Here is a 21,802-nt window from a genome sequence, read left to right as displayed (position 1 = left end):
AACGTAAACCAACGTAAAAATAAGCAACATCCTTAACAATAAGGTAACACCCCAATTAAAAATTACCCATTCACATTATTTTATGTTATAGTTACGTTAAACCTTGTGGATAGGGGGTTCTATAATTTTAAAAGCCTAGCTCATTGTTTATATTTGTAAAAATTAATAACAATTTATAAGATGAAAAAAATTACCCTTTTATTATTAGTACTTATTACTGCCGTTTCTTTTGGCCAAAACAGGGCCAGTGGTGTAGATATTACCATTAACGAAATTGACGCAGACCAAGATGGCACTGATGCCATGGAATTTATTGAAATTAAAACCTCTACTCCAAACACAGCCTTAGACGGATATGTAGTTGTACTGTTCAACGGATCTGACGATGCAAGCTACAATGCAATAGATCTTGACGGATTTACTACCGATGCTAACGGATACTTCATCCTTGGAGGAACAGCTGTCCCTGGTGTAGATATCGACCTAGGAGCCAATAACGTGGTTCAAAACGGTGCAGATGCCGTGGCAATCTATGTAGGAGACGACACTGACTTTCCAACAGACACCCCTGCCACAACTACAAACTTAGTAGACGCACTTGTCTATGGCACAAGCGACCCTGATGATACCGATCTTTTGGCCGCTTTGGGTGAAACCGTTCAATACGATGAGAACCTCAACGGGAATGGAATTAACGAATCCATACAACAAAGACCTGACGGCACCTACTGTATTGCAGCTCCAACGCTGGATGCAGATAACGTATGCCCGTCTTGCACATTTGCCATCTCTAACACTACAATTGAGTGTGACACTAGCACTGCCAATGTAGATACCGTTACTATTTCTATGGATTTTGTAGGTGGAGGAACCGAAACATACACCATTACCATAACAGCAGGCTCTGGTACCGTTGGAGGGGACGATCCCACTTCCAATGCAACTGGTACCATTGAGATTACCGATGTGGACGAAGAAACCATGATTACCGTAAATGTTTCAAGCACATCTTGTGACGAGGATTTTGATATTACTGCACCAGCTTGTGAACCTGCACTTAATGCAGCAACCATTGCAGACTTGAGAGCTGCTGGAGTTGGCGCAACCGTTACTCTTGTAGGAGAAGCCATCCTAACTTTCCAACAGGATTTTAGGAATCAAAAATTTATTGAAGACGACACTGCCGCTATCTTGATTGATGATGACAACGGTGTTATCACTACGGAATATATGATTGGTGATGGTATCACTACCATTACAGGAGAAGTAACCGAGTTCGGTGGGATGCTACAATTTGTTCCAGAAGCAGACACGCCACCTGCATCCTCAACAGGAAACCCAGTTGTACCACAAGCTGTGAGCATTGCAGAATTATTGACCAATCCAGAAGAGTACGAAGCTGAGTACGTACAGATTGTTCAGGGTGTAGATATCGTTATTGGTGGAGACCCAAACTGGCAAACAGGAACTGAATACCCATTGACCAACCCAGACGGAACGTTCAACTTCAGGACTTCTTTCTTTGATGCAGACTACATTGGGCTTCCTATCCCTGTTGAAACTGTTGACCTTGCTGGTATCATTACCGAAAGAGATAACGGAAGCTACTTTATCACTTCTCGTAACCAAGACGACGTAAATGGAGATGTAACCTTAGGAACCAATGAGTTTGACCAAAACAACTTTGCGGTATACCCTAACCCAACAAACGGAAACTACATCACCATCGCATCTGCAAACAATGCAGAGATGAACGTTGCCATTTATGATGTAACTGGAAAAATCGTTGTAAATACCGTGACAAACAGTTCAGTAGATATTACTGCACTTAACAGCGGGATTTACCTAGTGAAAATTACACAAGACGGTGTAACTGCAACCCAAAAATTGATCGTACGCTAAGCGTATTTGAAACAAAATTTTTTAAAGCTTCTGTCCCTTGGCAGAAGCTTTTTTTATTCCCTATTTTTGAAATTGTACAAATAACCCACTATTGAGAATCCCTTCACATTTCAGCACTATTTCTTCTGAAAGCGATTTCAACAAGATTGCACTGGAAACCTTTCAGTTTCAATACGCAAATGTAGCGGTGTACCGAAGGTTTTGCGAGTTACTGAAGGTGGACCCCTCTACTATTTCAGGGATAGAAAAAATTCCCTTCTTGCCCATCCAGTTCTTTAAGTCTGAAAAAATAATTGCCCAAGATGTCGTGGCCGATAAAACTTTTAGCAGCAGTGGAACCACTGGAAGTGTTACTAGCAAGCACTACGTTGCAAAAATTTCAACATACGAAGAAAGTTTTCTCAAAGGCTTTCAACAATTTTATGGAAGTCCCCAAGAATATGTGTTCTTGGCGTTGTTACCTTCATATCTGGAACGGGGTGGCTCTTCGCTGGTGTATATGGCAGATAGGCTCATTGCCAAAAGCAACAGTCCACACAGCGGCTTTTACCTGAATAATCTTGATGCATTGATTGAAAAAGTAAAACAACTTGAAACCAATGGACAAAAAACAATACTGCTGGGGGTATCCTACGCCTTGCTGGATGTAATTGAAATGGAAACTTTCAACCTACAGCATACCATTGTTATGGAAACTGGCGGGATGAAGGGCCGAAGAAAAGAGCTCACCAAGACCCAATTACACAACAACCTAAAACAAGGTTTTGGCGTGGAAAAAATACACAGTGAATACGGGATGACAGAGCTGCTCTCCCAAGCCTATTCCACAGGAGACGGCATATACCAATGTCCTCCATGGATGAAGGTGATCACCCGCGATACCGAAGACCCCTTTACCTATATACACAAAAAGACTGGTGGACTCAACATAATAGACTTGGCAAACACCTACTCTTGCTCCTTTATAGCCACACAGGATTTGGGCAGATTATACCCCAATAACACCTTTGAGGTAATGGGCCGGTTTGACACCAGCGATATACGTGGCTGTAATTTAATGGTACTATAATGCAGGACGGTAAAGCAAATAACCAAGGATGTCTCTGGACCGTGGTGGTGTTCGCATTTTCCCTTTTGGCTTTTGGCCTCTTTAGCTTATTTGGAATTTCGGCTTTATTCGCCGCCATAATGGGGCTGGGCCTAGCCATTGTTATTGCCAATAAGCTTATGGGGAAACCCCAAAAAGGTTTTTTATGGGGCAGTGCCTTTTTTTATTTTGCTGTTGTGATGGTACTTCGTTTTGCGGTTGGTATGATCAAGGATATTATGAAAGAAAACAAAGCTCCTACCTTCAACAAAACCGAAGCAGTAGCCAGAACAAAAATGGTAGAAGACAGGGACACTATATACGTGTACAGTAGCAACAGGTTTTGGAAGGATAATTTTGGAAATGCTTACACAACAACCCTCACCGTAAGGGAAGCAGATTATAAATTACTTTATAAACACTTGGAGGAATACAGAGGGACCGCTTCAGTAAACTTTTGGGGAGACCTATACGACTATTTGGACCAAAAGGACACCCCAAAGCTGGATTTGGTACTACGGGCATTTGCTGAAATTCAAAAAAAAGAAAACCTGGACCAAATGGAATTTGCCGAAATGGTAGTAACCTGCATCCAGGACATCCCCTATTCCCTAGTTTTTGAAGGTGCATGCCTAGCTCCTGAAAATTACGAACCAGAAATAGAGCGAATACTGAAACAATGCCCAGAATGTTGCGTGGGAGGCGTAAAATTTGGAATACAGAACCCAGTGACTTTTTTACAAAGCTTAAAGGGTGATTGCGACACACGCACGGTTTTGATATATGCTATCCTAAAATATTTTGGGTATGATATTGCCATTTTGAATAGCGATTATTACCGCCACTCCATATTGGGCATAAACCTTCCAGGAGCGGGAACCTATAAAACCTATTACGGCAAACGCTACCTGCTTTGGGAAACCACAAATAAATATTTCAAGGCGGGCGATGTACCTTCAACCTTTAATAATGTTTCGCATTGGAACGTTGTTTTAACCAGTAAATAATGTCTTATGAACTCACAACTTTTCATCATTGCGCTTATAGAAATTATTCTGTCACTAGTTGTTTCAGTACTTATTATTTTTACTTCTTACATCATACTGAAACGACTCTTTTTCAAGACCGAAGATGTACAGGGCAACAATATGGCTTTTACGGTCTTTACTTCGGGAATCATTTTTTCCATTGGATTGATCTTGAGCGAAATTGTACCGTCCATCACCAACGTGATAAGGATTGCAACTACACAAGAAGAAACCATTAGCCTAAGCACTGTGGTTTCGTATTCCAGTCTCTATTTGTTTATAGGTTTTGTAATGGCGGTATTTATAAATGCCGCGGTATTCTTTCTCTTTTCTATACTTACCAGAGGAGTAAATGAATTTAAGGCCATTAAAACCAATAATCTTTCCGTAGCCATCTTGGTAGTCTCTATTTTAATAAGTATCACACTTATTGCCAAGGATAGTATAGAGTTGCTTATTAGTGCTTTAGTGCCCTACCCAGAAGTTTCAAATTTTTTATGATTTGTTTGTAAGCAAGCTCCCAGCATCCCGACCTATTGCTTGTTATGAAAAAGATTCTATTAATACTGGCTTTGGTGGTTGCACCTGCCTTATTTGCACAAGACATACACACCAAAAATGGCTATGCGGCCGAAGGCTACGATGTAGTGGCCTATTTTAGCGACCAAGCACTTGAAGGTAATAAAATGCACACTACAACTCACGGAGGGGTAAAATATAAGTTTACCTCACAGGAAAACTTAAAAACGTTTATGGCAAACCCTGAAAAATACACACCACAGTACGGTGGTTACTGTGCCTATGCCGTGGCCAACAGTGGAAAGCGGGTACAGATAGACCCCGAATCTTTCCAGATAAAGGATGGAAAACTCTATTTGTTCTATGATTCGCTCTTTGCTGACACTTTAAAGAAATGGAACAAAGAAGGCCCCGAAATGATGCAGAAAAAAGCCGATAAAAACTGGGAACAAATGCAAGAAATGTAGCTAGAAAAAAATTAAGGATTTTTATAATTGATTGGTTTATTAGTTAGTTAAGTACCCCCTGCAGTGTTCATTTACTGTTGGGGGCTTTTTTTTCTTGCTATCCTTATAACTAACCTAATCGATTACTGCACCTTTAAAACAAAGTAATTCTTTTTCCCTCGCTGCAATAGCACAAAGGTTTCATTAATTAAATCTTCGGAAGTAATGCTATACCCTTCTTTCACTTTTTCTTTATTTACCGAAATTGAATTTTCCTTCAAAGCACGTCTTGCTTCACCGTTACTTTTTAAAAAGCCTGTCTTTTCGGCAAGGGCACCAATGATATCGAGACCATCTTGAAGCATATCTTTTGTGATTTCAGCTTGAGGGACTCCTTCAAAAATATCGAGGAAGGTTTGTTCGTCCAACGATTTTATATCGGCCGAAGTAGATTTCCCGAACAAAATCGAAGACGCCTTTACAGCATTTTCCAATTGTTGCACCCCGTGGACGGTTTTGGTCACTTCTTCGGCCAATCGCTTTTGCAGCACACGCCTATGTGGGGCTTCGGCATGTTCCTTAACCAGCGCCTCAATAGTATTTTTATCTAAAAAGGTAAAGATTTTTATATACTTTTCGGCATCTTCGTCACTAGAGTTCAACCAATATTGGTAAAATTTATAGGGAGAGGTTCGTTTTGCATCCAACCATACGTTGCCACCCTCACTCTTTCCAAATTTACTACCATCACTTTTTGTAATCAAAGGACAGGTAAGTGCATATCCTTTTCCACCGCCTATACGGCGAATAAGCTCCGTTCCCGTGGTAATATTGCCCCACTGGTCGCTACCGCCCATTTGTAGGGTACAATCGTTGTTATTATAAAGATGCAGGAAATCGTAGCCCTGCACGAGTTGGTAGGTAAACTCGGTAAAGCTCATTCCTTCGGTCCCGTCTCCCGTGATTCGGTTTTTAACCGAGTCTTTCGCCATCATATAATTAATGGTAATATGCTTCCCCACATCACGGATAAACCCAAGAAAACTAAATTCCTTCATCCAATCGTAATTGTTTACCATCACAGCTTCATTTTCGGCACCCGAGGAAAAATCCAGAAAATGTGACAGTTGCTTACGTACGCATTCTTGGTTGTGGCGCAGTGTTTTTTCGTCCAACAAATTTCGCTCACTGCTCTTGCCCGAAGGGTCACCAATCATACCGGTTGCACCTCCCACCAATGCTACGGGCCTATGTCCGGCACGTTGAAAGAACGCCAACAACATAATGGGGACCAAGTTGCCAATGTGCAGGCTATCTGCCGTAGGGTCAAAACCTACGTAGGCAGAACGCATTTGCTCCATAAGGTGTTCCTCCGTCTCGGGCATCACGTCGTGTACCATCCCCCGCCATTTCAGTTCTTCAACAAAATTCTGTAAGCTCATTGTATTGATTTTGGGCAAAGATAAACCGATGTGCACAAACTGGAAAGCATCTCATAAAAAATAGTATTTTCGCATTATGGTTCTAGTCACCGGCGGCACAGGATTGGTGGGCAGCCACCTCCTCTATCTTTTACTGAAAGACGGACAGCGCGTACGTGCCATCCACAGGAATGGAAGCGATCTTTCGCTATTGAAAAAAGTATGTTCTTATTACACCGAAGACCCCACACCCCTATTTGAAAATTTGGAATGGTTTGAAGCTAACATCACAGATATTCCTAGACTGGAAGCTGCTTTTAAGGACATTACCCAGGTATACCATGCCGCTGCCTATGTAGATTTCAATCCAAAGAATTACCACAAGCTAAAAAAAGCAAATATCGAAGGCACCGCAAACGTGGTGAACTTATGTTTGTCGCATTCGGTAAAAAAACTATGTCACGTAAGTTCCATAGCCACCTTGGGCGATGCCATTAATGGTGAAACGATTACCGAAGACACCTATTGGAATCCCGAAGCCAAAAACAGCGTGTATGCCATTACAAAATACGGTGCCGAGATGGAAGTTTGGCGTGGCACCCAAGAGGGACTGGATGCTGTAATCGTGAATCCTGGGGTTATATTGGGAGAGGGACTATGGCACAAGGGCAGTGGCAGTCTCGTAAAACGAATGGCAAAAGGGATGAAATACTACACCCCCGGAGGCATAGGCTTGGTAGATGTTCGAGATGTGACTAAAGTAATGAAGCTACTCATGGAAAGCGACATAAAAAACAAGCGCTTTATCTTGGTTACTGAAAATGTATCCTACCAAACCTTTTTGGGAAGTCTGGCCGAAACATTGGGAGGAATGAAACCTACCGCCCAAATCGCCAAATGGAAGTTGGTACTGTTCTCAAAAATAGATTGGTTTGTCTCCCATGTTTTTGGCACCAAAAGAAAATTATTGCGTACCCATGTGGAGTCGCTCTTTAGCTTTCAGCAGTATGATGGTAGTAAGATTGAAACTGCTACCAAATTCACTTATACCCCTTTAAAAAGAACGATTGAAAGAGTAACACAAGCCTTTAAGAAAGAACATTGATCACTGTTGTGAAGTAGCCGGCTCTATCAAGACCCCTTCGGTTTCACTTGTATCTATTTCTTTTTCTACTTCTTCTTGGACAGTAGCATTAGCGGAGTCCCTAGCTTTTTTCCTTTCAGCGTTAAGTTCTAGTTTTCTCTCGTTTTCCTGTTCTTTCAGCGTTTCTAATTGCTGCTCAATTTTTTGAAAAATCCTAGTGTATGTATTCAGGTCGGTTGCATAATATGCGTTGCTCTTGGCAAACTGTAGGCTATCCACTTTGTATTTGGCAAACAGGAAAGAGTCTATCTTTACCCCTTTTTTTCGAATGGTTTTATTGTCTATACTTCGTGCGGCGTTGCCCATATATATATCGGCCAAAAGCTGCACCATTGTATCTTCTGGAATAAGGTTCTCGGGCTTTTCGGGCTTCTTCACATCTTGGCAACCCAATAACAGCAACCCCATTGATATGTAGCAGAGAAACTTCATTATCTATTAAAGGTTATTCGCTCCCCGCGGGTTCTATTGGGAAATTTTCCGTTCTCATAAGCCAAGACACCATTTATAAAGGTGTGCGTAATGCGAGACTTAAATGTTGTTCCCTCAAAGGGAGACCAACCACATTTATAATCTATGTTTTCTTTGGTCACGGTCCAGGGCGCATTGGGGTCTATCAACACCAAATCTGCTTTGTAACCTTCTTTAATGTAGCCCCTTTTTTCAATTTGAAACAATACAGCAGGGTTGTGCGCGGTTTTCTGGACTATCTTTTCTACTGAAATTTTCCCCTTATGGTGCATCTCGAACAAGGCTTCCAGAGCGTGCTGCACCAAAGGGCCACCAGAGGGTGCTTTTGTGTACACATTGTTCTTTTCGTCGTTGGTATGCGGGGCATGGTCTGTGGCTATAACGTCTATCCTATCGTCCAAAAGAGCTTTCCAGAGCCCATCTTTGTCCTTTTGGGTCTTTACCGCTGGGTTCCACTTAATCCTTGTGCCTTTTTCAGCATAATCTGCGTCGGTAAACCAAAGGTGGTGGATGCACACCTCGGCCGTTATCTTTTTTTCTGAAAGTGGGATTTTATTACTGAATAGATGCGTTTCCTTTTCAGTAGAAAGATGGAACACATGCAGTCTTGCCCCTGTTTTCTTCGCAAGTTCAATAGCTTTGCTGGACGAAAGGTAGCAGGCCTCGGCACTTCTAATGTTGGGGTGCTCGGCAATGGGGATATCCTCTCCGTACTTGTCCAAAGCGGCCTTCATATTTTTTCTAATGGTTTCCTCGTCCTCGCAATGTACCGAAATCAACAAATTGGTCTTACTGAAAATTTCTTCAATGGTTTGGGGGTCGTCCACCAACATATTTCCTGTTGAGGAACCTAAGAACAATTTTAATCCCGCTACTTTTTTGGGGTCTACTTTTAAGATTTCAGCTAAGTTATCGTTGGTCCCACCAAACATAAAGGAGTAGTTTGCCCAAGAGGTTTCCTTGGCGCGCGCAAACTTTTCCTCCAGCAACTCAATTGTAGTTGCTTGTGGGACGGTGTTTGGCATTTCAATAAAGGTAGTGATACCTCCAGCTACTGCAGCACGAGATTCGGTCTCGATAGTGGCCTTATGGGTAAGACCCGGTTCACGGAAATGCACTTGGTCGTCTATCATCCCGGGGATAAGATAATGGTCGTCTGCATCAATGATCTTGGTATCGCCCGTTTTTGCGCTTATACTGCCTATTTCTACGATTATACCGTTATTAATAAGCACATCCCCTTGGGTGATGGTGCCTTCGTTTACAATTCGAGCGTTTTTTATTAAGGTTGGATGCATTAAATTTCGTTAAAGTTGTTGCTGCCAAAAAGGCTTTTAAATTTCATTTTAAGGACTCCAAAGATAGCTTCGGAAATTATCCCGCCGCTCATTTTTGATTCTCCTCTTGTCCTGTCCGTAAAGATTACGGGGACCTCCACAATACTGAATTTTGCAAGATACGCCTTAAACTTCATCTCTATCTGGAAAGCGTACCCTACAAACTGGATTTTATCCAGGTTAATCTTCCGCAGTACCGTATGGTGGTAACATACAAATCCCGCAGTGGTGTCGTAAATTTTCATCCGGGTGACAAACCGAACGTACTTTGATGCCAACCAAGACAGCAAAACACGGCTCATAGGCCAGTTTACCACATTTACACCTTTTACATAACGCGACCCTATAGCCATATCGTATCCTCCTTTTGTACAAGCGTTGTGTAGGCGGATAAGATCGTTGGGATTGTGGGAAAAATCGGCATCCATCTCAAAAATATATTCATATTCTCTTTGGAGTGCCCATTTAAATCCGTGGATATACGCAGTACCCAATCCCATCTTTCCCTTACGCACCTCAAGGAACAATCTCTCGGGAAATTCCTTCATGAGTTGCTTCACACTTTGGGCGGTACCGTCTGGCGAACTATCGTCTACGACCAGCACATTGTATTCCCGCTGCAATGAAAACACATTGCGCAACAAACGCTCTATATTTTCAATTTCGTTATAGGTAGGTATGACCACGAGGGCGTTGGACATGCAATAATTTTAAAGCAAATGTACTTTTTTTTGACCACATATTGTTGGTAAAATATTGAATAGAAAAAGCATTTCGCGGTATATTTCTGCTAATTTTACGCCAATGGAATATGTTGTACGTACTTGGCAAAGCTTAGATTGGGTCACGCTGGTGTTAGTTGGTTGTTTGCTATGCTACACTGTCGCAAAGTACCTGTACCCAAAGCGTTTTCAAGAATTTACGATGCTGCCAGTTACCAACAAATATTTTTTGGTACTGGGTAAAGGTGATGAGGTACAGCACCCATTCAACATGTTACTGTTTGTGCCACAAGTTCTTTTGGTTTCACTTTTTGTATATCTATATATGGAAACCTCACAAGGAACTAATTTTGAGGATCCATTGTTAGTGTTTGTACAGATTTGTACTGGGTATGCAGTGTTTGTACTCTCTAAATTCATGGTTGAAAAATTAGTGGGTACTATTTTTAATTTTGAAGGTTTGAGCAATAAGTATTTGTACCAGAAATTGAGCTACAGAAACCTCCTTGCTGTGGTTTTTTTCATTGGAAATCTGTTGTTTTATTATACGTTCACCCCTACGCTGGCCACTATGCTCATCTTTATTGTGATAATCGTGTTGTTAAACGGCATAACACTGTTTTATAGCTACAAGACAAACAGCGCTTTAATTTTTAACCATTTGTTCTATTTTATTTTGTATCTTTGCGCTCTTGAAATTTCACCCTATATAATTCTATATAAAGTAATTGTATAAGCCTCAAGAACCAAAAAAAAGCAGCTTATGAAAGTAAAAACTATTCTAGTTTCACAACCGGAGCCAAAGGTTGAAAACTCACCTTACTTTGATTTGATTGACAGACAAAAGGTAAAAATAGATTTTAGGCCCTTTATACATGTAGAGGGCGTTTCTGGCAAGGAAGTTCGCTCCCAAAAAATCGATCTTGGAAATTTCAGCGCTGTTATCTTGACCAGCCGGAATGCAGTAGATCATTACTTCAGAATTGCTGATGAGATGCGTTTCAAGGTGCCGGATACCATGAAATATTTTTGCCAGAGCGAGGCTGTTGCCTATTACCTGCAAAAATATGTTGTGTATCGAAAGCGCAAAATTTATGTGGGGAAGAGAACATTTACCGAGCTTTCTCCACTCATCAAAAAATATAAGAACGAGAAATTTTTGTTACCCTCTTCAGATAAACTGAAGCCAGAGGTTCCCAATGTGTTGAACGATTTAAAGGTAAACTGGAAACAAGCTACTTTTTATAAGACCGTAGTGAGCGACCTTTCTGACCTTGAAAATGTGTTTTACGACATTTTGGTGTTCTTTAGCCCAAGTGGGATTGTTTCATTACTCGAAAACTTTCCTAATTTCAAACAAAACGATACCCGTATTGCTGTTTTTGGGAACACTACCGTAAAGGCGGCTGCAGAGAATGGTTTAAGGGTGGACATACAAGCACCAACCCCCGAGACGCCATCTATGACCATGGCGCTGGAGAAATACATCAAAGAGGCAAACAAAAAATAACTGTTTACGATACCCTATAAAAAAGCGCCAGTTTCAAATTTGAAACTGGCGCTTATTAGTTTTTAAGAGTGTTTGTTATTCGCCTCCCAATGGCTGTCCAGCCATAATCTCTTCATTTGCAAATTCTTCAAATTGCTTGAAATTTTGCTTAAAAGAGGAAGCTAGTTTATGGGCTGTTTTATAATAACCCTCATCGTTGTTCCACGTTTTTCTAGGGCTTAACACACCGTCAGGAACGTTAGGGCAAGTTCGCGGCTGTTGCAAACCAAATACCGAATGTATATGGTAATTGTCCTTATTGGCCTCTTCGAGAGAGCCGTCCATTGCCGCCGTAATCATGGCGCGGGTATATTTTAGTGCCATACGCTTTCCAACACCGTAAGGACCACCGGTCCAACCTGTGTTTACCAACCATACATTTACACCAGCTTCTTGCATCTTGGCGCTTAGCATTTCGGCATATTTTGTTGGGTGGAGCGGCATAAACGGTGCTCCAAAGCACGCTGAAAAACTAGGAACTGGCTCGTCTATACCAGCTTCGGTTCCTGCTACTTTTGCAGTATAGCCACTAATAAAGTGATATGCAGCCTGTCCAGGTGTAAGCTTTGAGATAGGAGGCAGTACACCAAAAGCATCTGCAGTTAGGAAGAAAATATTCTTGGGGTTCTTCCCAATTGAGGGTTGCTGGATATTATCTATATGGTAAATTGGGTAGCTTACACGGGTGTTCTGTGTGATTGAGGTATTTTCAAAATCTACGTTGCCCTCGGCGTCCATCTCTACGTTTTCGAGTATAGCGCCCGGCTTTATAGCGTTATAGATATCAGGCTCATTTTCAGCAGAAAGGTTGATTACTTTTGCATAACAACCTCCCTCAAAATTGAAAACAGTATTCTCGGCAGTCCAGCCGTGTTCGTCGTCCCCAATCAATTTTCTTTTAGGATCTGCAGAGAGGGTTGTTTTACCCGTACCGGACAATCCAAAGAAAATAGCCGTCTCACCATCTTCGCCAACATTGGCAGAACAGTGCATAGGCATCGTGTTTTTAAATACGGGTAGAATAAAATTGAGCGCCGAGAAAATTCCTTTCTTGATTTCTCCCGTATAACCCGTTCCACCTATCAAAGCTATTTTTTTGCTGAAATTCAAGATGGCAAAATTGTGCTGGCGCGTGCCATCCACTTCAGGGTCTGCCATAAATCCTGGCGCATTTACGATGAGCCACTCGGGGTCGAACCCTTCTAGTTCATCTTCGTTTGGACGCAGAAACATGTTATAGGCAAACATATTGCTCCAAGGGTATTCGTTAATTACACGAATGTTCAATCTATAATTTTGGTCTGCGCAGGCATAGCTATCACGCACATAAATTTCTTTTTCTGAAAGATAGTTTACCACCTTATCGTAGAGTGCATCAAACTTATCCGGCGAAAAGGGGATATTGATGTTTCCCCACCACACTTTGTCCTGTGTGATTTCGTCCTTAACAATAAATCTGTCTTTTGGGGATCTTCCTGTAAACTCGCCAGTGTTTATGGCCAATGCTCCAGAGCTGGCTTCTTTTCCCATCCCTTTTTCAAGAGTTTCGTTGTGAAGGGCCTTAGAGGAGAGTTGATAGTTTACCTGAGCGTTTTTGATTCCGTATTTTTCTACCGAAATCGTTTTAGTAGTTTGGTTATTTTCTACCATAACTTGTTTTAATTGTTGTGTGTGCAAAAATAACAAATATGCAACACAAACTCTCTTTAAAAAATGGTAATTATCCCCTTTTAAATGTTAATAACCCATACCCCAAACGCAACCAACCCAAAATAAACAACAGTCCACCAATAGGCGTTATAGGCCCTAGGAACGAAACCGAAAAAGGAAGTTGCTCCTGTAGTGCCAATAGATATATGGAACCTGAAAAGAAAAGAATCCCAAAGACAAAGAAGCGAAAGACCCATTTTTTTGCAGCCTGCGGAATCATTCCTCCAAGACCAATTACCAGCAGTGCCAGTACGTGGTACATTTGGTAGCGCACCCCCGTCTCAAAAGTGGTAAGCGATTCTGAAGAAACCAATTGTTTTAAACCGTGTGCCCCAAAGGCACCAATAGCAATGGTTACAGCTGCCAAGATAGATGCCGTAACCATCATATTTTTACTCAATTTATCCATAAATGTGTCGTGCAATTAGTAAATTCGCTTGCAATAAAATCTACTTCAAAGATAACCAAAACACTACGAATGCGTAACATATTAATTATAGGAGCAGGACGCTCTGCCACAAGTTTAATCAAGTATTTGCTGGATAAATCCGAAGCTGAGGAACTTTTTATCACCATTGGCGACCTAAATATCCAAAATGCCCAAAAATTTACCAGCGGACATCCTAATGGCCGTGGGATTTTATTGGACGTTTTTAACGCAGCACAACGTCGTGAAGCTGTTGAAAATGCCGATATCGTAATCTCTATGCTTCCTGCTCGCTATCATATTGAGGTGGCAAAAGACTGTTTGGAATTCGGGAAAAACATGGTGACTGCTTCCTATGTAAGTGACCAAATGCAACTACTGGACCCAAAAGTAAAGGCAAAAGGGCTCGTGTTTATGAACGAAATTGGCCTGGACCCAGGGATAGACCACATGAGCGCTATGCAAGTGATAGACCGTATTCGCAACAAAGGTGGGAAAATGTTGCTGTTCGAGAGCTTTACGGGTGGATTGGTTGCTCCCGAAAGTGACGATAACCTATGGCATTACAAATTCACCTGGAACCCAAGAAATGTGGTGGTTGCCGGCCAAGGCGGTGCTGCCGAATTTATCCAAGAAGGCACTTATAAATATATCCCTTATCACAGGTTGTTCCGAAGAACTGAATTTTTGGACATTGAGGGCCACGGCCGTTTTGAAGGATATGCAAACCGAAACTCCCTAAAATACCGAAGCATTTATGGGCTGGAAGATGTACTCACATTATATCGTGGCACCATTCGCCGCGTTGGTTTTAGTAAAGCTTGGAATATGTTCGTACAACTAGGGATGACAGACGATAGCTACACTATTTCAGATTCTGAAAATATGAGCTACCGCGATTTTGTAAATCTATTTTTACCGTATTCCCCAACCGATTCTGTAGAGCTGAAACTGCGCCACAACCTAAAAATAGACCAAGACGACCTTATGTGGGGCAAACTGGTAGAACTGGATATTTTTAATACCGAAAAAAAGATAGGCATCCCAGATGCGACACCTGCCAAAGCACTTCAGAAGATTTTGGAGGACAAGTGGACGCTACAACCGGAGGACAAGGATATGATCGTAATGTACCATAAGTTTGGCTATGAGCTGGACGGTGAAAAACACCAGATAGACAGCAGCATGGTTATAAAAGGTGATGACCAGACCTACACAGCTATGGCAAAAACCGTAGGTTTACCCGTTGCTATTGCAACCCTCAAGATTTTAAACGAGGAAATAACCAATCCCGGCGTACAGCTCCCTATCAAAAAAGAAGTGTACGAACCCATCCTGAAAGAACTGGAAGACTACGGTGTAAATTTCATCGAAAAGGAAGTACCCTATTTAGGATATAATCCTGATGCAGTAGTTGGATAACCCAAGCTTATAAAAGTAAAAGCCAAAACTTAGATGCTAAGTTTTGGCTTTTTGATTGTAGTTCCAATTTCAGAAATTACCGTCTTCCCAAAAAGATAGAGATAAAATACAATAGTGTAGCCAAGGAACCCAAAGCTGCTACCAAATAGGTTCTCGCCGCCCATTTTAAGGCATCCTTGGAGCTTGCCAACTCTTCGGGAGTGACCATGTTATTATCTTTTAACCACGCAAGTGCACGGTTACTGGCATCGTATTCTACAGGCAGTGTGATGAAAGAAAACACGGTGGTCATAGCAAACAGCCCGATCCCTATTAAAAATATCCAATTCCCAAAAGCCAATCCTGAGGCAGTTAGAATAATTCCTGCCATAATCACAAAATTTGACAGTTTACTGGAAACCCCAACCGCAGGCACAATGGCCGATCGCATTTGTAACCAGCTATACGCCGTAGCGTGCTGTACCGCGTGCCCAACCTCGTGTGCCGCTACGGCCGCAGCCGCTGCGTTGCGTTGCATATACACGGGTTCACTTAAGTTTACCGTTTTCTTTTGCGGATTGTAATGGTCCGTTAATTGTCCTTGTACCGAGATCACCTCAACATCGGTAATGCCGTTATCTGCTAGCATTTTTTCGGCGATTTCCTTACCGCTCATTCCATTCTGTAAATGGATCTTTGAGTATTTCTTGAATTTGCTTTTCAGCTTGTTGCTCACGTACATGCTCACCAAAAAGATGACACCCGCAAGTATATAATATCCCATCATAGCTTTTATATTTTTTATAAGTAGGTCTCGACTGCGCTCGACCAGACATATTTAATTTCTAGCATAAAGATAGCAAATACTGTGCTATTTGTTGTGGCAACTAAATGTGTCATGCCCAACCTCTCGAAGCATTCTATAAATTACTGAATTCCAACCAACCTTTCGGAAAACTCAGAGTGGCTTAAGCGCGCACAAAATCAATAACTTACCCAACGATATTCACGATTTTCCCAGGCACTACGATCACTTTCTTGGGTATCCTGCCCTGTAAATAATGTGCTGTTTGCTCATGTGCCATTACGGCAGATTCTATCTCCTCCTTGCTCATGTCCAAGGGTAGGTCCAAGGTAAAGCGCATCTTCCCGTTAAAGGATATGGGATAGGTTTTATTGGTTTCCTTCACGTGCTTTTCCTCAAAGACTGGGAACGGCGCCTCACTAATACTGTTTGGGTGACCTAATTTACTCCACAATTCCTCGGAGATGTGGGGCGCATAGGGTGAAACTAAAATTAACAGTGGCTCCAACACTTCCCGAGCGGTACATTTTTGGGCCGTAAGTTCGTTCACGGCGATCATAAAGGTAGAGACCGAGGTGTTAAAACTAAAATTCTCGATATCGTCCTCGACTTTTTTAATGGTTTTGTGGAGTGTTTTTAAGCTGTCTTTTGAAGCTGGCTCATCCGAAACAGAAAAAGCACCCTCGGCACCCGTATGGTACAATTTCCACAATTTTTTAAGGAAACTGTGAACGCCCGTGATCCCAGCGGTATTCCACGGTTTTGCTTGTTCCAAAGGCCCAAGGAACATCTCGTACATCCGTAAGGTATCGGCACCATATTGCGAGCAGATATCGTCTGGGTTTACGACGTTGTATTTACTCTTGGACATTTTTTCGACTTCGCGGGAAACCTTAAAACTTCCATTTTCTTCTGTGATAAACTCAGCGTCTTTAAATTCGGGTCGCCAGTTTTTAAAGGCTTCAATATCTAATTCGTTGGAGGCATTAACTAACGAAACATCTGCGTGAATTCGGTTAGGAATAATTGAAAATAACCCTCCATCTTTCGGATCGAAAACCTTCTCACAATAATCAGAAACCATCGGATTGTTCTCAATTATCCGCCACAATGAAGAGTTTGTGTGATTTTCTTCAAATTCTTTTAGAATTCCTGAAGAAAAATAAAAATTAGGTAAATCTTCTGTGGAAGAAGACGGAATTGTCTGTGGTAGTACTTGATCGTAACCGCCAATAAAATATTCAGCTCTATTAACAAATGCACTCTCCCCTAAGATCATCCCTTGGTTGATCAGTTTTTTAAAAGGTTCGTCCACTTGCAAATGCCCTAAATCGTACAGTGCTTTCACCCAAAAACGGCTGTAGAGCAAGTGACCCGTAGCGTGTTCGCTTCCACCTAAATATAGATCTACATTTTCCCAGTACTGCATAGCTTCTTGGCTCGCAAGGGCGTTATCGTTGCTGGGGTCCATATAACGGAACATATAGCAACTACTTCCCGCCCAGCCTGGCATGGTGTTGAGCTCTAGGGGGTAGATACCGTTATCTCCCTTTGACCCTTCAACTGCGCTCTGGGCGACATTGTTATTACTTACCACTTCGTTCTTATGGGTATCCCATGCCCAATTTACAGCGCGGCCCAATGGAGGCTGGCCGTCCTCGGTGGGGAGGTATTCGTCAATTTCGGGGAGGGTGAGCGGCAGGTGTTTTTCGTCAATCATCTGTGGCATTCCATCTTTGTAATATACAGGGAATGGCTCTCCCCAATAGCGCTGGCGACTGAACACGGCATCACGCAAGCGGTAATTAATTTTTCGTGTACCCGCGCCTATTTTTTCCAACTCATAAATAGCGGTCTTTGTAGCTTTTTTATAGCTGAGTCCGTTCAAGAAATCGCTATTGGCAATCTTGGTGTTCTCTTTGTCTGAATTGGCTTCTTCGCTTATATCCACCCCTTCAAAGATATTCGGGATGGGGATGTTGAAATGTTTTGCAAAATCGTAATCTCGCTGGTCGCCACAGGGAACAGCCATGACAGCTCCAGTCCCGTAGCCCGCCAACACGTAGTCGCCAATCCAAATTGGGATAGGCTCCTTGGTAAACGGATGTTCTGCATAGGCTCCCGTAAACACACCACTTATATTTTTAACATCGGCCATACGCTCGCGCTCGCTGCGTTTTGCCGTGGCCTCTACATAGGCTTCTACTTTGGCCTTTTGTGCATCGGTCGTGATTTGGGAAACAAGCTCATGCTCTGGTGCGAGAGTCATAAAACTCACGCCAAAAATGGTATCGGGCCTTGTTGTAAACACTTCAATATTATGAGACCCTTCGACTGAGCCCAAGGTAACATTAGGGAGGACTTTAAATGATACCGTAGCCCCTTCACTTCTACCAATCCAGTTGGTTTGCGAGTCTTTTAATGGTTGGGGCCAGTCTATTTTTTGCAAACCGTCCAAAAGACGCTGTGCGTATGCGGTGATACGCATGCTCCATTGCTTCATTTTTTTACGTACCACAGGATGCCCGCCGCGTTCGGAAACGCCGTTCACTACCTCATCGTTTGCCAATACGGTCCCCAGTTCAGGGCACCAGTTCACTTCGGTTTCGGCGAGATAGGTCAATCTATATTTCAGCAGGATTTCTTGTTGCTCTTTTGAAGAAAAGTTGTTCCAATCTGTAGCTGAAAAAGTTTCGGCACCCTCATCGCAAGCAGCATCTAGCGTTTTGTTTCCTTCAGTAGAAAAAATGGCAACCAGTTCTGAAATGGGACGCGCTTTATCTGCCTTGGTATCGTACCAACTCTCGAATAGCTGGATAAAAATCCATTGTGTCCACTTATAGTAATTCGGGTCGCTGGTGCGCACCTCACGGCTCCAGTCGAAACTGAAACCAATCTGGTCCAATTGCTTTCGATAGCCTGCGATTTCAGTACCCTGTTTGTCGGTTCCGCCCTCGATGTTCACCTTTGTGGTCTGCGCTGGATGTTGCCCGGTCTGGATGGCATACTGCTCTGCAGGCAACCCAAAACTATCGTAGCCCATAGGGTGCAACACATTAAAACCCTTGTGGCGTTTGTAACGCGCATACACATCACTGGCAATATATCCAAGCGGGTGGCCCACGTGCAAGCCGGCTCCAGAGGGATACGGGAACATATCCAGCACGTAATATTTTGGTTTTTCAGAATCATTATAAGCCTTGAAGGTTTCATTCTCGGCCCAATACTGCTGCCATTTTTTTTCAATCTCGTTGAAGTGGTACTTGCTCATCGCTTGTGTTTCGGTAAAAGTAAAGCACAAATTTACGGTTAATGCCAAGAAATCGAAATCGAAATCGAAACCGAAATCGAAAATTTTTATATTTTCTCCCAAATACTATGATATGCTATCATTCCGTTTATAGAAATGATTGTACTTTTACACTACAAATTTGTACACTTTTATGGCTTCAAAATTTGAAAAATATCAAAAAAGACGGTTAATCTCCTCTTACTTCTCCGTAGTGATAAGTATTGGACTTGTATTGTTTCTATTGGGATTACTGGGTTTATTGGTATTGAACACAAAAAAAGTAGCAGACCATTTTAAAGAAAAAATCGCCTTGACGGTCTATTTGAAAGATAGCGCCAAAGAAGTCGAAATAACCGAATTGAAACAAAGCCTCGCCCTGGCCGAATACACCAAGACTGCCACTTTTGTTTCCAAAGAGCAAGCCGCCGAGGAACACGCAGCGACCATTGGAGAGAACTTTATGGACTTTTTGGGCTATAACCCACTACAGAACAGTATTGATGTATATATGTTGGCCGATTATGTATCGCCTACAAAACTGGAGGAAATCACCAATGAAATCATGACAAAAGACTTCGTGGACGAAGTGGTGTACGATAAGCCCTTAATTGCCCTCTTGAACGATAACGTGAAAAAAGTAAGCCTCTGGGTGCTCATTATAAGCGGTGTCTTTCTTTTTATTGCGGTATTGCTCATAAACAGCTCCATCCGGCTTTCGGTATATGCTAAAAGGTTTACCATTAAAACCATGCAAATGGTGGGCGCAACCAAAAGTTTTATTAGGCGTCCTTTTATATGGAAGAGCGTTAGATTGGGGATGATTGGAGCCGTATTGGCACTTATTGGGATGGGCGTTGTGCTATATTATCTCAACCTGAGTTTCCCGGAACTGCAACTGCTGGAAGATAAAATCCTATTGGTCGCCCTATTTGTAGGCGTATTTTTAATTGGGGTGTTTATCTCTTGGTTGAGCACCTTTTTCGCGACACAGCGCTTCTTGAATTTGAGGACAGATGAGCTGTATTATTAAGGCTTAGATACAATCTTGATGAAAAATCGGGGTCACTCAGCCAGGCTTGACTGTAAAGATGATTTAAAATTGAATACTATGAAACCGTTAAAGATCTTCATTGCATTGATTTCTGTGGTCGTACTGCAGAGCTGTATCCATAACCCGGAAAAAGAGGATTGTTTTGTCAAGGAAATTGAAGTGGTTAAAATTTCAGAAGGCGGTGTGAAAGATTTGGTATTGCACGATGCTGAAGGCAATTTTTTCTATATCAATAGAGGTCTGGAAAATGGTTTTACCATGGAAAATGCGACCGAAGCCATTTTAAATAAAATAGCTACCTTGCACATTGCAGAATCTTGGCAAGGAAAAGATAGCAAGCACATAGCACAATTAGAAGTGGACGGCAACGTTATCTATACTGAATTCGGCGATGGATTGACCGTAAATTTGAACCATTAAAATATTCGTTTTGGGAGAACAAAAAAGAAAACAGGAAGCAGCAAATACTACAAATTTTATCTTTGAAAAGAAGAACTACCAGTTTATGCTCCTAGGGGTAGCCTTTATTGCCCTAGGTTTTATCTTGATGACAGGTGGCGGTAGTGACGACCCCAACGTGTTCAATCCAGAAATTTATAGCTGGAGACGCATACGCCTGGCACCCGCACTTATCTTGATAGGGTTTGGCATTGAAGTATACGCTATTCTCTTGAACCCCCACAAGAAAAAATAACCTATGGAAGCTTGGGAAGCCATTTTACTTGGCGTTATTCAAGGCTTGACCGAGTTTTTACCAGTATCTTCCAGTGGCCACTTGGAGCTGGGGAAAGCCATCTTGGGCGACACTACCGTGCCCGAGGATAGCCTACTCTTTACCGTAATATTACACTTTGCCACAGCACTGAGCACGTTAGTGGTATTTCGAAAAGATATGTGGGAAATCCTAGGCGGTTTGCTGAAATTTTCTTGGAACGAAGAAACACAGTTTGTTGTAAAAATTGGCGTTTCTATGCTACCCGCGGCTATTATAGGAATCCTTTTTGAAGAGCAATTAGAGTCGTTTTTTGGAGGAAGCGTAGCCTTTGTGGGCGCTATGCTCATTGTAACGGCTATCCTGCTCTGGCTAGCAGACCGTGCCAAGGAAACCGGAAAAAAAGTATCTTTTATGAATGCCTTTATCATCGGGATTGCACAGGCCATTGCCATGTTGCCTGGTATTTCACGAAGCGGTGCCACAATTTCAACTTCGGTTTTATTGGGGAACGATAAGGGCAAGGCGGCACGTTTTTCGTTTTTAATGGTAGTGCCCCTAATTTTTGGGAAGATTGCCAAGGATATCCTTAGTGGTGATCTTTCTGCTGAAACTTCAAACTTTACAACTCTAGGACTTGGGTTTGCAGCAGCATTTATCGCTGGGCTGTTTGCCTGTACATGGATGATTTCCTTGGTAAAGAAAAGTAAATTGAGCTGGTTCTCCATCTATTGCCTTATCGTGGGTGTGATAGCCATACTAATTAGCTTTGTGTAAT

The 21,802-nt window shown here is 42.2% G+C and carries 21 protein-coding genes; 13 read left to right on the top strand and 8 right to left on the bottom strand.

The window, feature by feature from the left end; translation table 11 throughout:
* Window positions 1-180 precede the first annotated feature (180 nt).
* From C8D94_RS03575 to C8D94_RS03555, 5 genes are all read left to right on the top strand, one after another.
* Entirely contained in the window at window positions 181-1,902 is a 1,722-nt protein-coding gene (locus tag C8D94_RS03575) for a T9SS type A sorting domain-containing protein (protein WP_115122510.1), read from the top strand.
* A gap of 91 nt (window positions 1,903-1,993) precedes the next feature.
* Entirely contained in the window at window positions 1,994-2,971 is a 978-nt protein-coding gene (locus C8D94_RS03570) for a LuxE/PaaK family acyltransferase (protein ID WP_115122509.1), read from the top strand.
* Window positions 2,971-3,996 (top strand): YrzE family protein, encoded by a 1,026-nt coding sequence (locus C8D94_RS03565; protein ID WP_115122508.1) that lies wholly within the window; start codon window positions 2,971-2,973, stop codon window positions 3,994-3,996. The genes C8D94_RS03570 and C8D94_RS03565 overlap by 1 nt, the downstream gene beginning before the upstream one ends.
* A gap of 6 nt (window positions 3,997-4,002) precedes the next feature.
* Entirely contained in the window at window positions 4,003-4,518 is a 516-nt protein-coding gene (locus C8D94_RS03560) for a DUF350 domain-containing protein (RefSeq protein WP_115122507.1), read from the top strand.
* 44 nt (window positions 4,519-4,562) lie between these two features.
* A complete protein-coding gene (locus C8D94_RS03555) occupies window positions 4,563-5,003 on the top strand; it encodes a YHS domain-containing (seleno)protein (RefSeq protein WP_115122506.1) in 441 nt (146 codons plus the stop codon).
* A gap of 122 nt (window positions 5,004-5,125) precedes the next feature.
* On the opposite strand, the gene tyrS is transcribed toward C8D94_RS03555, so the two are convergent.
* Window positions 5,126-6,424, bottom strand: coding sequence for a tyrosine--tRNA ligase (gene tyrS / locus C8D94_RS03550; protein ID WP_115122505.1), 1,299 nt, complete (start codon window positions 6,422-6,424; stop codon window positions 5,126-5,128).
* Window positions 6,425-6,500: 76 nt separating this feature from the next.
* Between tyrS and C8D94_RS03545 the strand changes: the two genes are divergently transcribed.
* The gene (locus C8D94_RS03545) at window positions 6,501-7,508 is read left to right on the top strand and encodes an NAD-dependent epimerase/dehydratase family protein (protein WP_115122504.1); all 1,008 of its coding nucleotides are present in this window, start codon (window positions 6,501-6,503) and stop codon (window positions 7,506-7,508) included.
* Here the strand turns inward: C8D94_RS03545 and C8D94_RS03540 are convergent, their stop codons facing one another.
* Genes C8D94_RS03540 through C8D94_RS03530 form a run of 3 tightly spaced genes read right to left on the bottom strand, consistent with a single transcriptional unit; the run spans window position 7,509 to window position 10,056 of the window.
* Window positions 7,509-7,979 carry a DUF4296 domain-containing protein gene (locus C8D94_RS03540; RefSeq protein ID WP_115122503.1) on the bottom strand — a complete coding sequence of 157 codons (471 nt, stop codon included), beginning with the start codon at window positions 7,977-7,979 and terminating at the stop codon, window positions 7,509-7,511. It abuts the gene before it with no gap.
* Complete coding sequence (locus tag C8D94_RS03535) at window positions 7,979-9,316, bottom strand: dihydroorotase (RefSeq protein WP_115122502.1); 1,338 nt, start codon at window positions 9,314-9,316, stop codon at window positions 7,979-7,981. Before C8D94_RS03535 ends, C8D94_RS03540 begins: the two co-directional genes overlap by 1 nt.
* On the bottom strand, window positions 9,316-10,056 hold the full coding sequence (locus tag C8D94_RS03530; RefSeq protein ID WP_115122501.1) for a polyprenol monophosphomannose synthase: 741 nt from the start codon (window positions 10,054-10,056) through the stop codon (window positions 9,316-9,318). Before C8D94_RS03530 ends, C8D94_RS03535 begins: the two co-directional genes overlap by 1 nt.
* A gap of 103 nt (window positions 10,057-10,159) precedes the next feature.
* Here C8D94_RS03530 and C8D94_RS03525 point away from each other — a divergent pair, with 103 nt between their 5' ends.
* Together C8D94_RS03525 and C8D94_RS03520 are read left to right on the top strand one after the other, a co-directional pair.
* Window positions 10,160-10,813: a DUF4271 domain-containing protein gene (locus C8D94_RS03525; protein ID WP_115122500.1), complete on the top strand. Its 654-nt coding sequence runs from the start codon at window positions 10,160-10,162 to the stop codon at window positions 10,811-10,813.
* Window positions 10,814-10,840: 27 nt separating this feature from the next.
* Window positions 10,841-11,587 carry a uroporphyrinogen-III synthase gene (locus tag C8D94_RS03520; RefSeq protein WP_115122499.1) on the top strand — a complete coding sequence of 249 codons (747 nt, stop codon included), beginning with the start codon at window positions 10,841-10,843 and terminating at the stop codon, window positions 11,585-11,587.
* Window positions 11,588-11,662: 75 nt separating this feature from the next.
* Here C8D94_RS03520 and pckA read toward each other — a convergent pair whose 3' ends face one another.
* Together pckA and C8D94_RS03510 are read right to left on the bottom strand one after the other, a co-directional pair.
* Window positions 11,663-13,276, bottom strand: coding sequence for a phosphoenolpyruvate carboxykinase (ATP) (gene pckA / locus C8D94_RS03515; RefSeq protein ID WP_115122498.1), 1,614 nt, complete (start codon window positions 13,274-13,276; stop codon window positions 11,663-11,665).
* A 70-nt stretch (window positions 13,277-13,346) separates the two neighbouring features.
* Window positions 13,347-13,745, bottom strand: coding sequence for a DUF423 domain-containing protein (locus tag C8D94_RS03510; RefSeq protein WP_245946178.1), 399 nt, complete (start codon window positions 13,743-13,745; stop codon window positions 13,347-13,349).
* A 69-nt stretch (window positions 13,746-13,814) separates the two neighbouring features.
* Between C8D94_RS03510 and C8D94_RS03505 the strand changes: the two genes are divergently transcribed.
* Window positions 13,815-15,185, top strand: coding sequence for a saccharopine dehydrogenase family protein (locus C8D94_RS03505; RefSeq protein WP_115123020.1), 1,371 nt, complete (start codon window positions 13,815-13,817; stop codon window positions 15,183-15,185).
* Between the two features lie 76 nt (window positions 15,186-15,261).
* On the opposite strand, the gene C8D94_RS03500 is transcribed toward C8D94_RS03505, so the two are convergent.
* The gene (locus C8D94_RS03500; protein WP_115122497.1) at window positions 15,262-15,951 is read right to left on the bottom strand and encodes a zinc metallopeptidase; all 690 of its coding nucleotides are present in this window, start codon (window positions 15,949-15,951) and stop codon (window positions 15,262-15,264) included.
* 205 nt (window positions 15,952-16,156) lie between these two features.
* Window positions 16,157-19,240, bottom strand: a complete 3,084-nt coding sequence (locus C8D94_RS03495; protein ID WP_115123019.1) for a leucine--tRNA ligase — start codon at window positions 19,238-19,240, stop codon at window positions 16,157-16,159.
* Between the two features lie 172 nt (window positions 19,241-19,412).
* On the opposite strand from C8D94_RS03495, the gene C8D94_RS03490 reads away from it, so the two are divergent.
* The 4 genes from C8D94_RS03490 (at window position 19,413) to C8D94_RS03475 (ending at window position 21,801) form a co-directional block, all read left to right on the top strand.
* Entirely contained in the window at window positions 19,413-20,291 is an 879-nt protein-coding gene (locus C8D94_RS03490) for a cell division protein FtsX (protein ID WP_115122496.1), read from the top strand.
* Window positions 20,292-20,369: 78 nt separating this feature from the next.
* Window positions 20,370-20,732, top strand: a complete 363-nt coding sequence (locus tag C8D94_RS03485; protein WP_115122495.1) for a hypothetical protein — start codon at window positions 20,370-20,372, stop codon at window positions 20,730-20,732.
* A gap of 10 nt (window positions 20,733-20,742) precedes the next feature.
* Window positions 20,743-21,006 carry a DUF3098 domain-containing protein gene (locus C8D94_RS03480; RefSeq protein ID WP_115122494.1) on the top strand — a complete coding sequence of 88 codons (264 nt, stop codon included), beginning with the start codon at window positions 20,743-20,745 and terminating at the stop codon, window positions 21,004-21,006.
* Between the two features lie 3 nt (window positions 21,007-21,009).
* The gene (locus C8D94_RS03475; RefSeq protein WP_115122493.1) at window positions 21,010-21,801 is read left to right on the top strand and encodes an undecaprenyl-diphosphate phosphatase; all 792 of its coding nucleotides are present in this window, start codon (window positions 21,010-21,012) and stop codon (window positions 21,799-21,801) included.
* The last annotated feature ends 1 nt before the right edge of the window (window position 21,802 follow it).

The organism is Marinirhabdus gelatinilytica (genome assembly GCF_003353425.1).
GTDB classification, from domain to species: Bacteria; Bacteroidota; Bacteroidia; order Flavobacteriales; family Flavobacteriaceae; genus Marinirhabdus; species Marinirhabdus gelatinilytica.
This window is presented reverse-complemented; position numbering and strand designations above follow the sequence as displayed.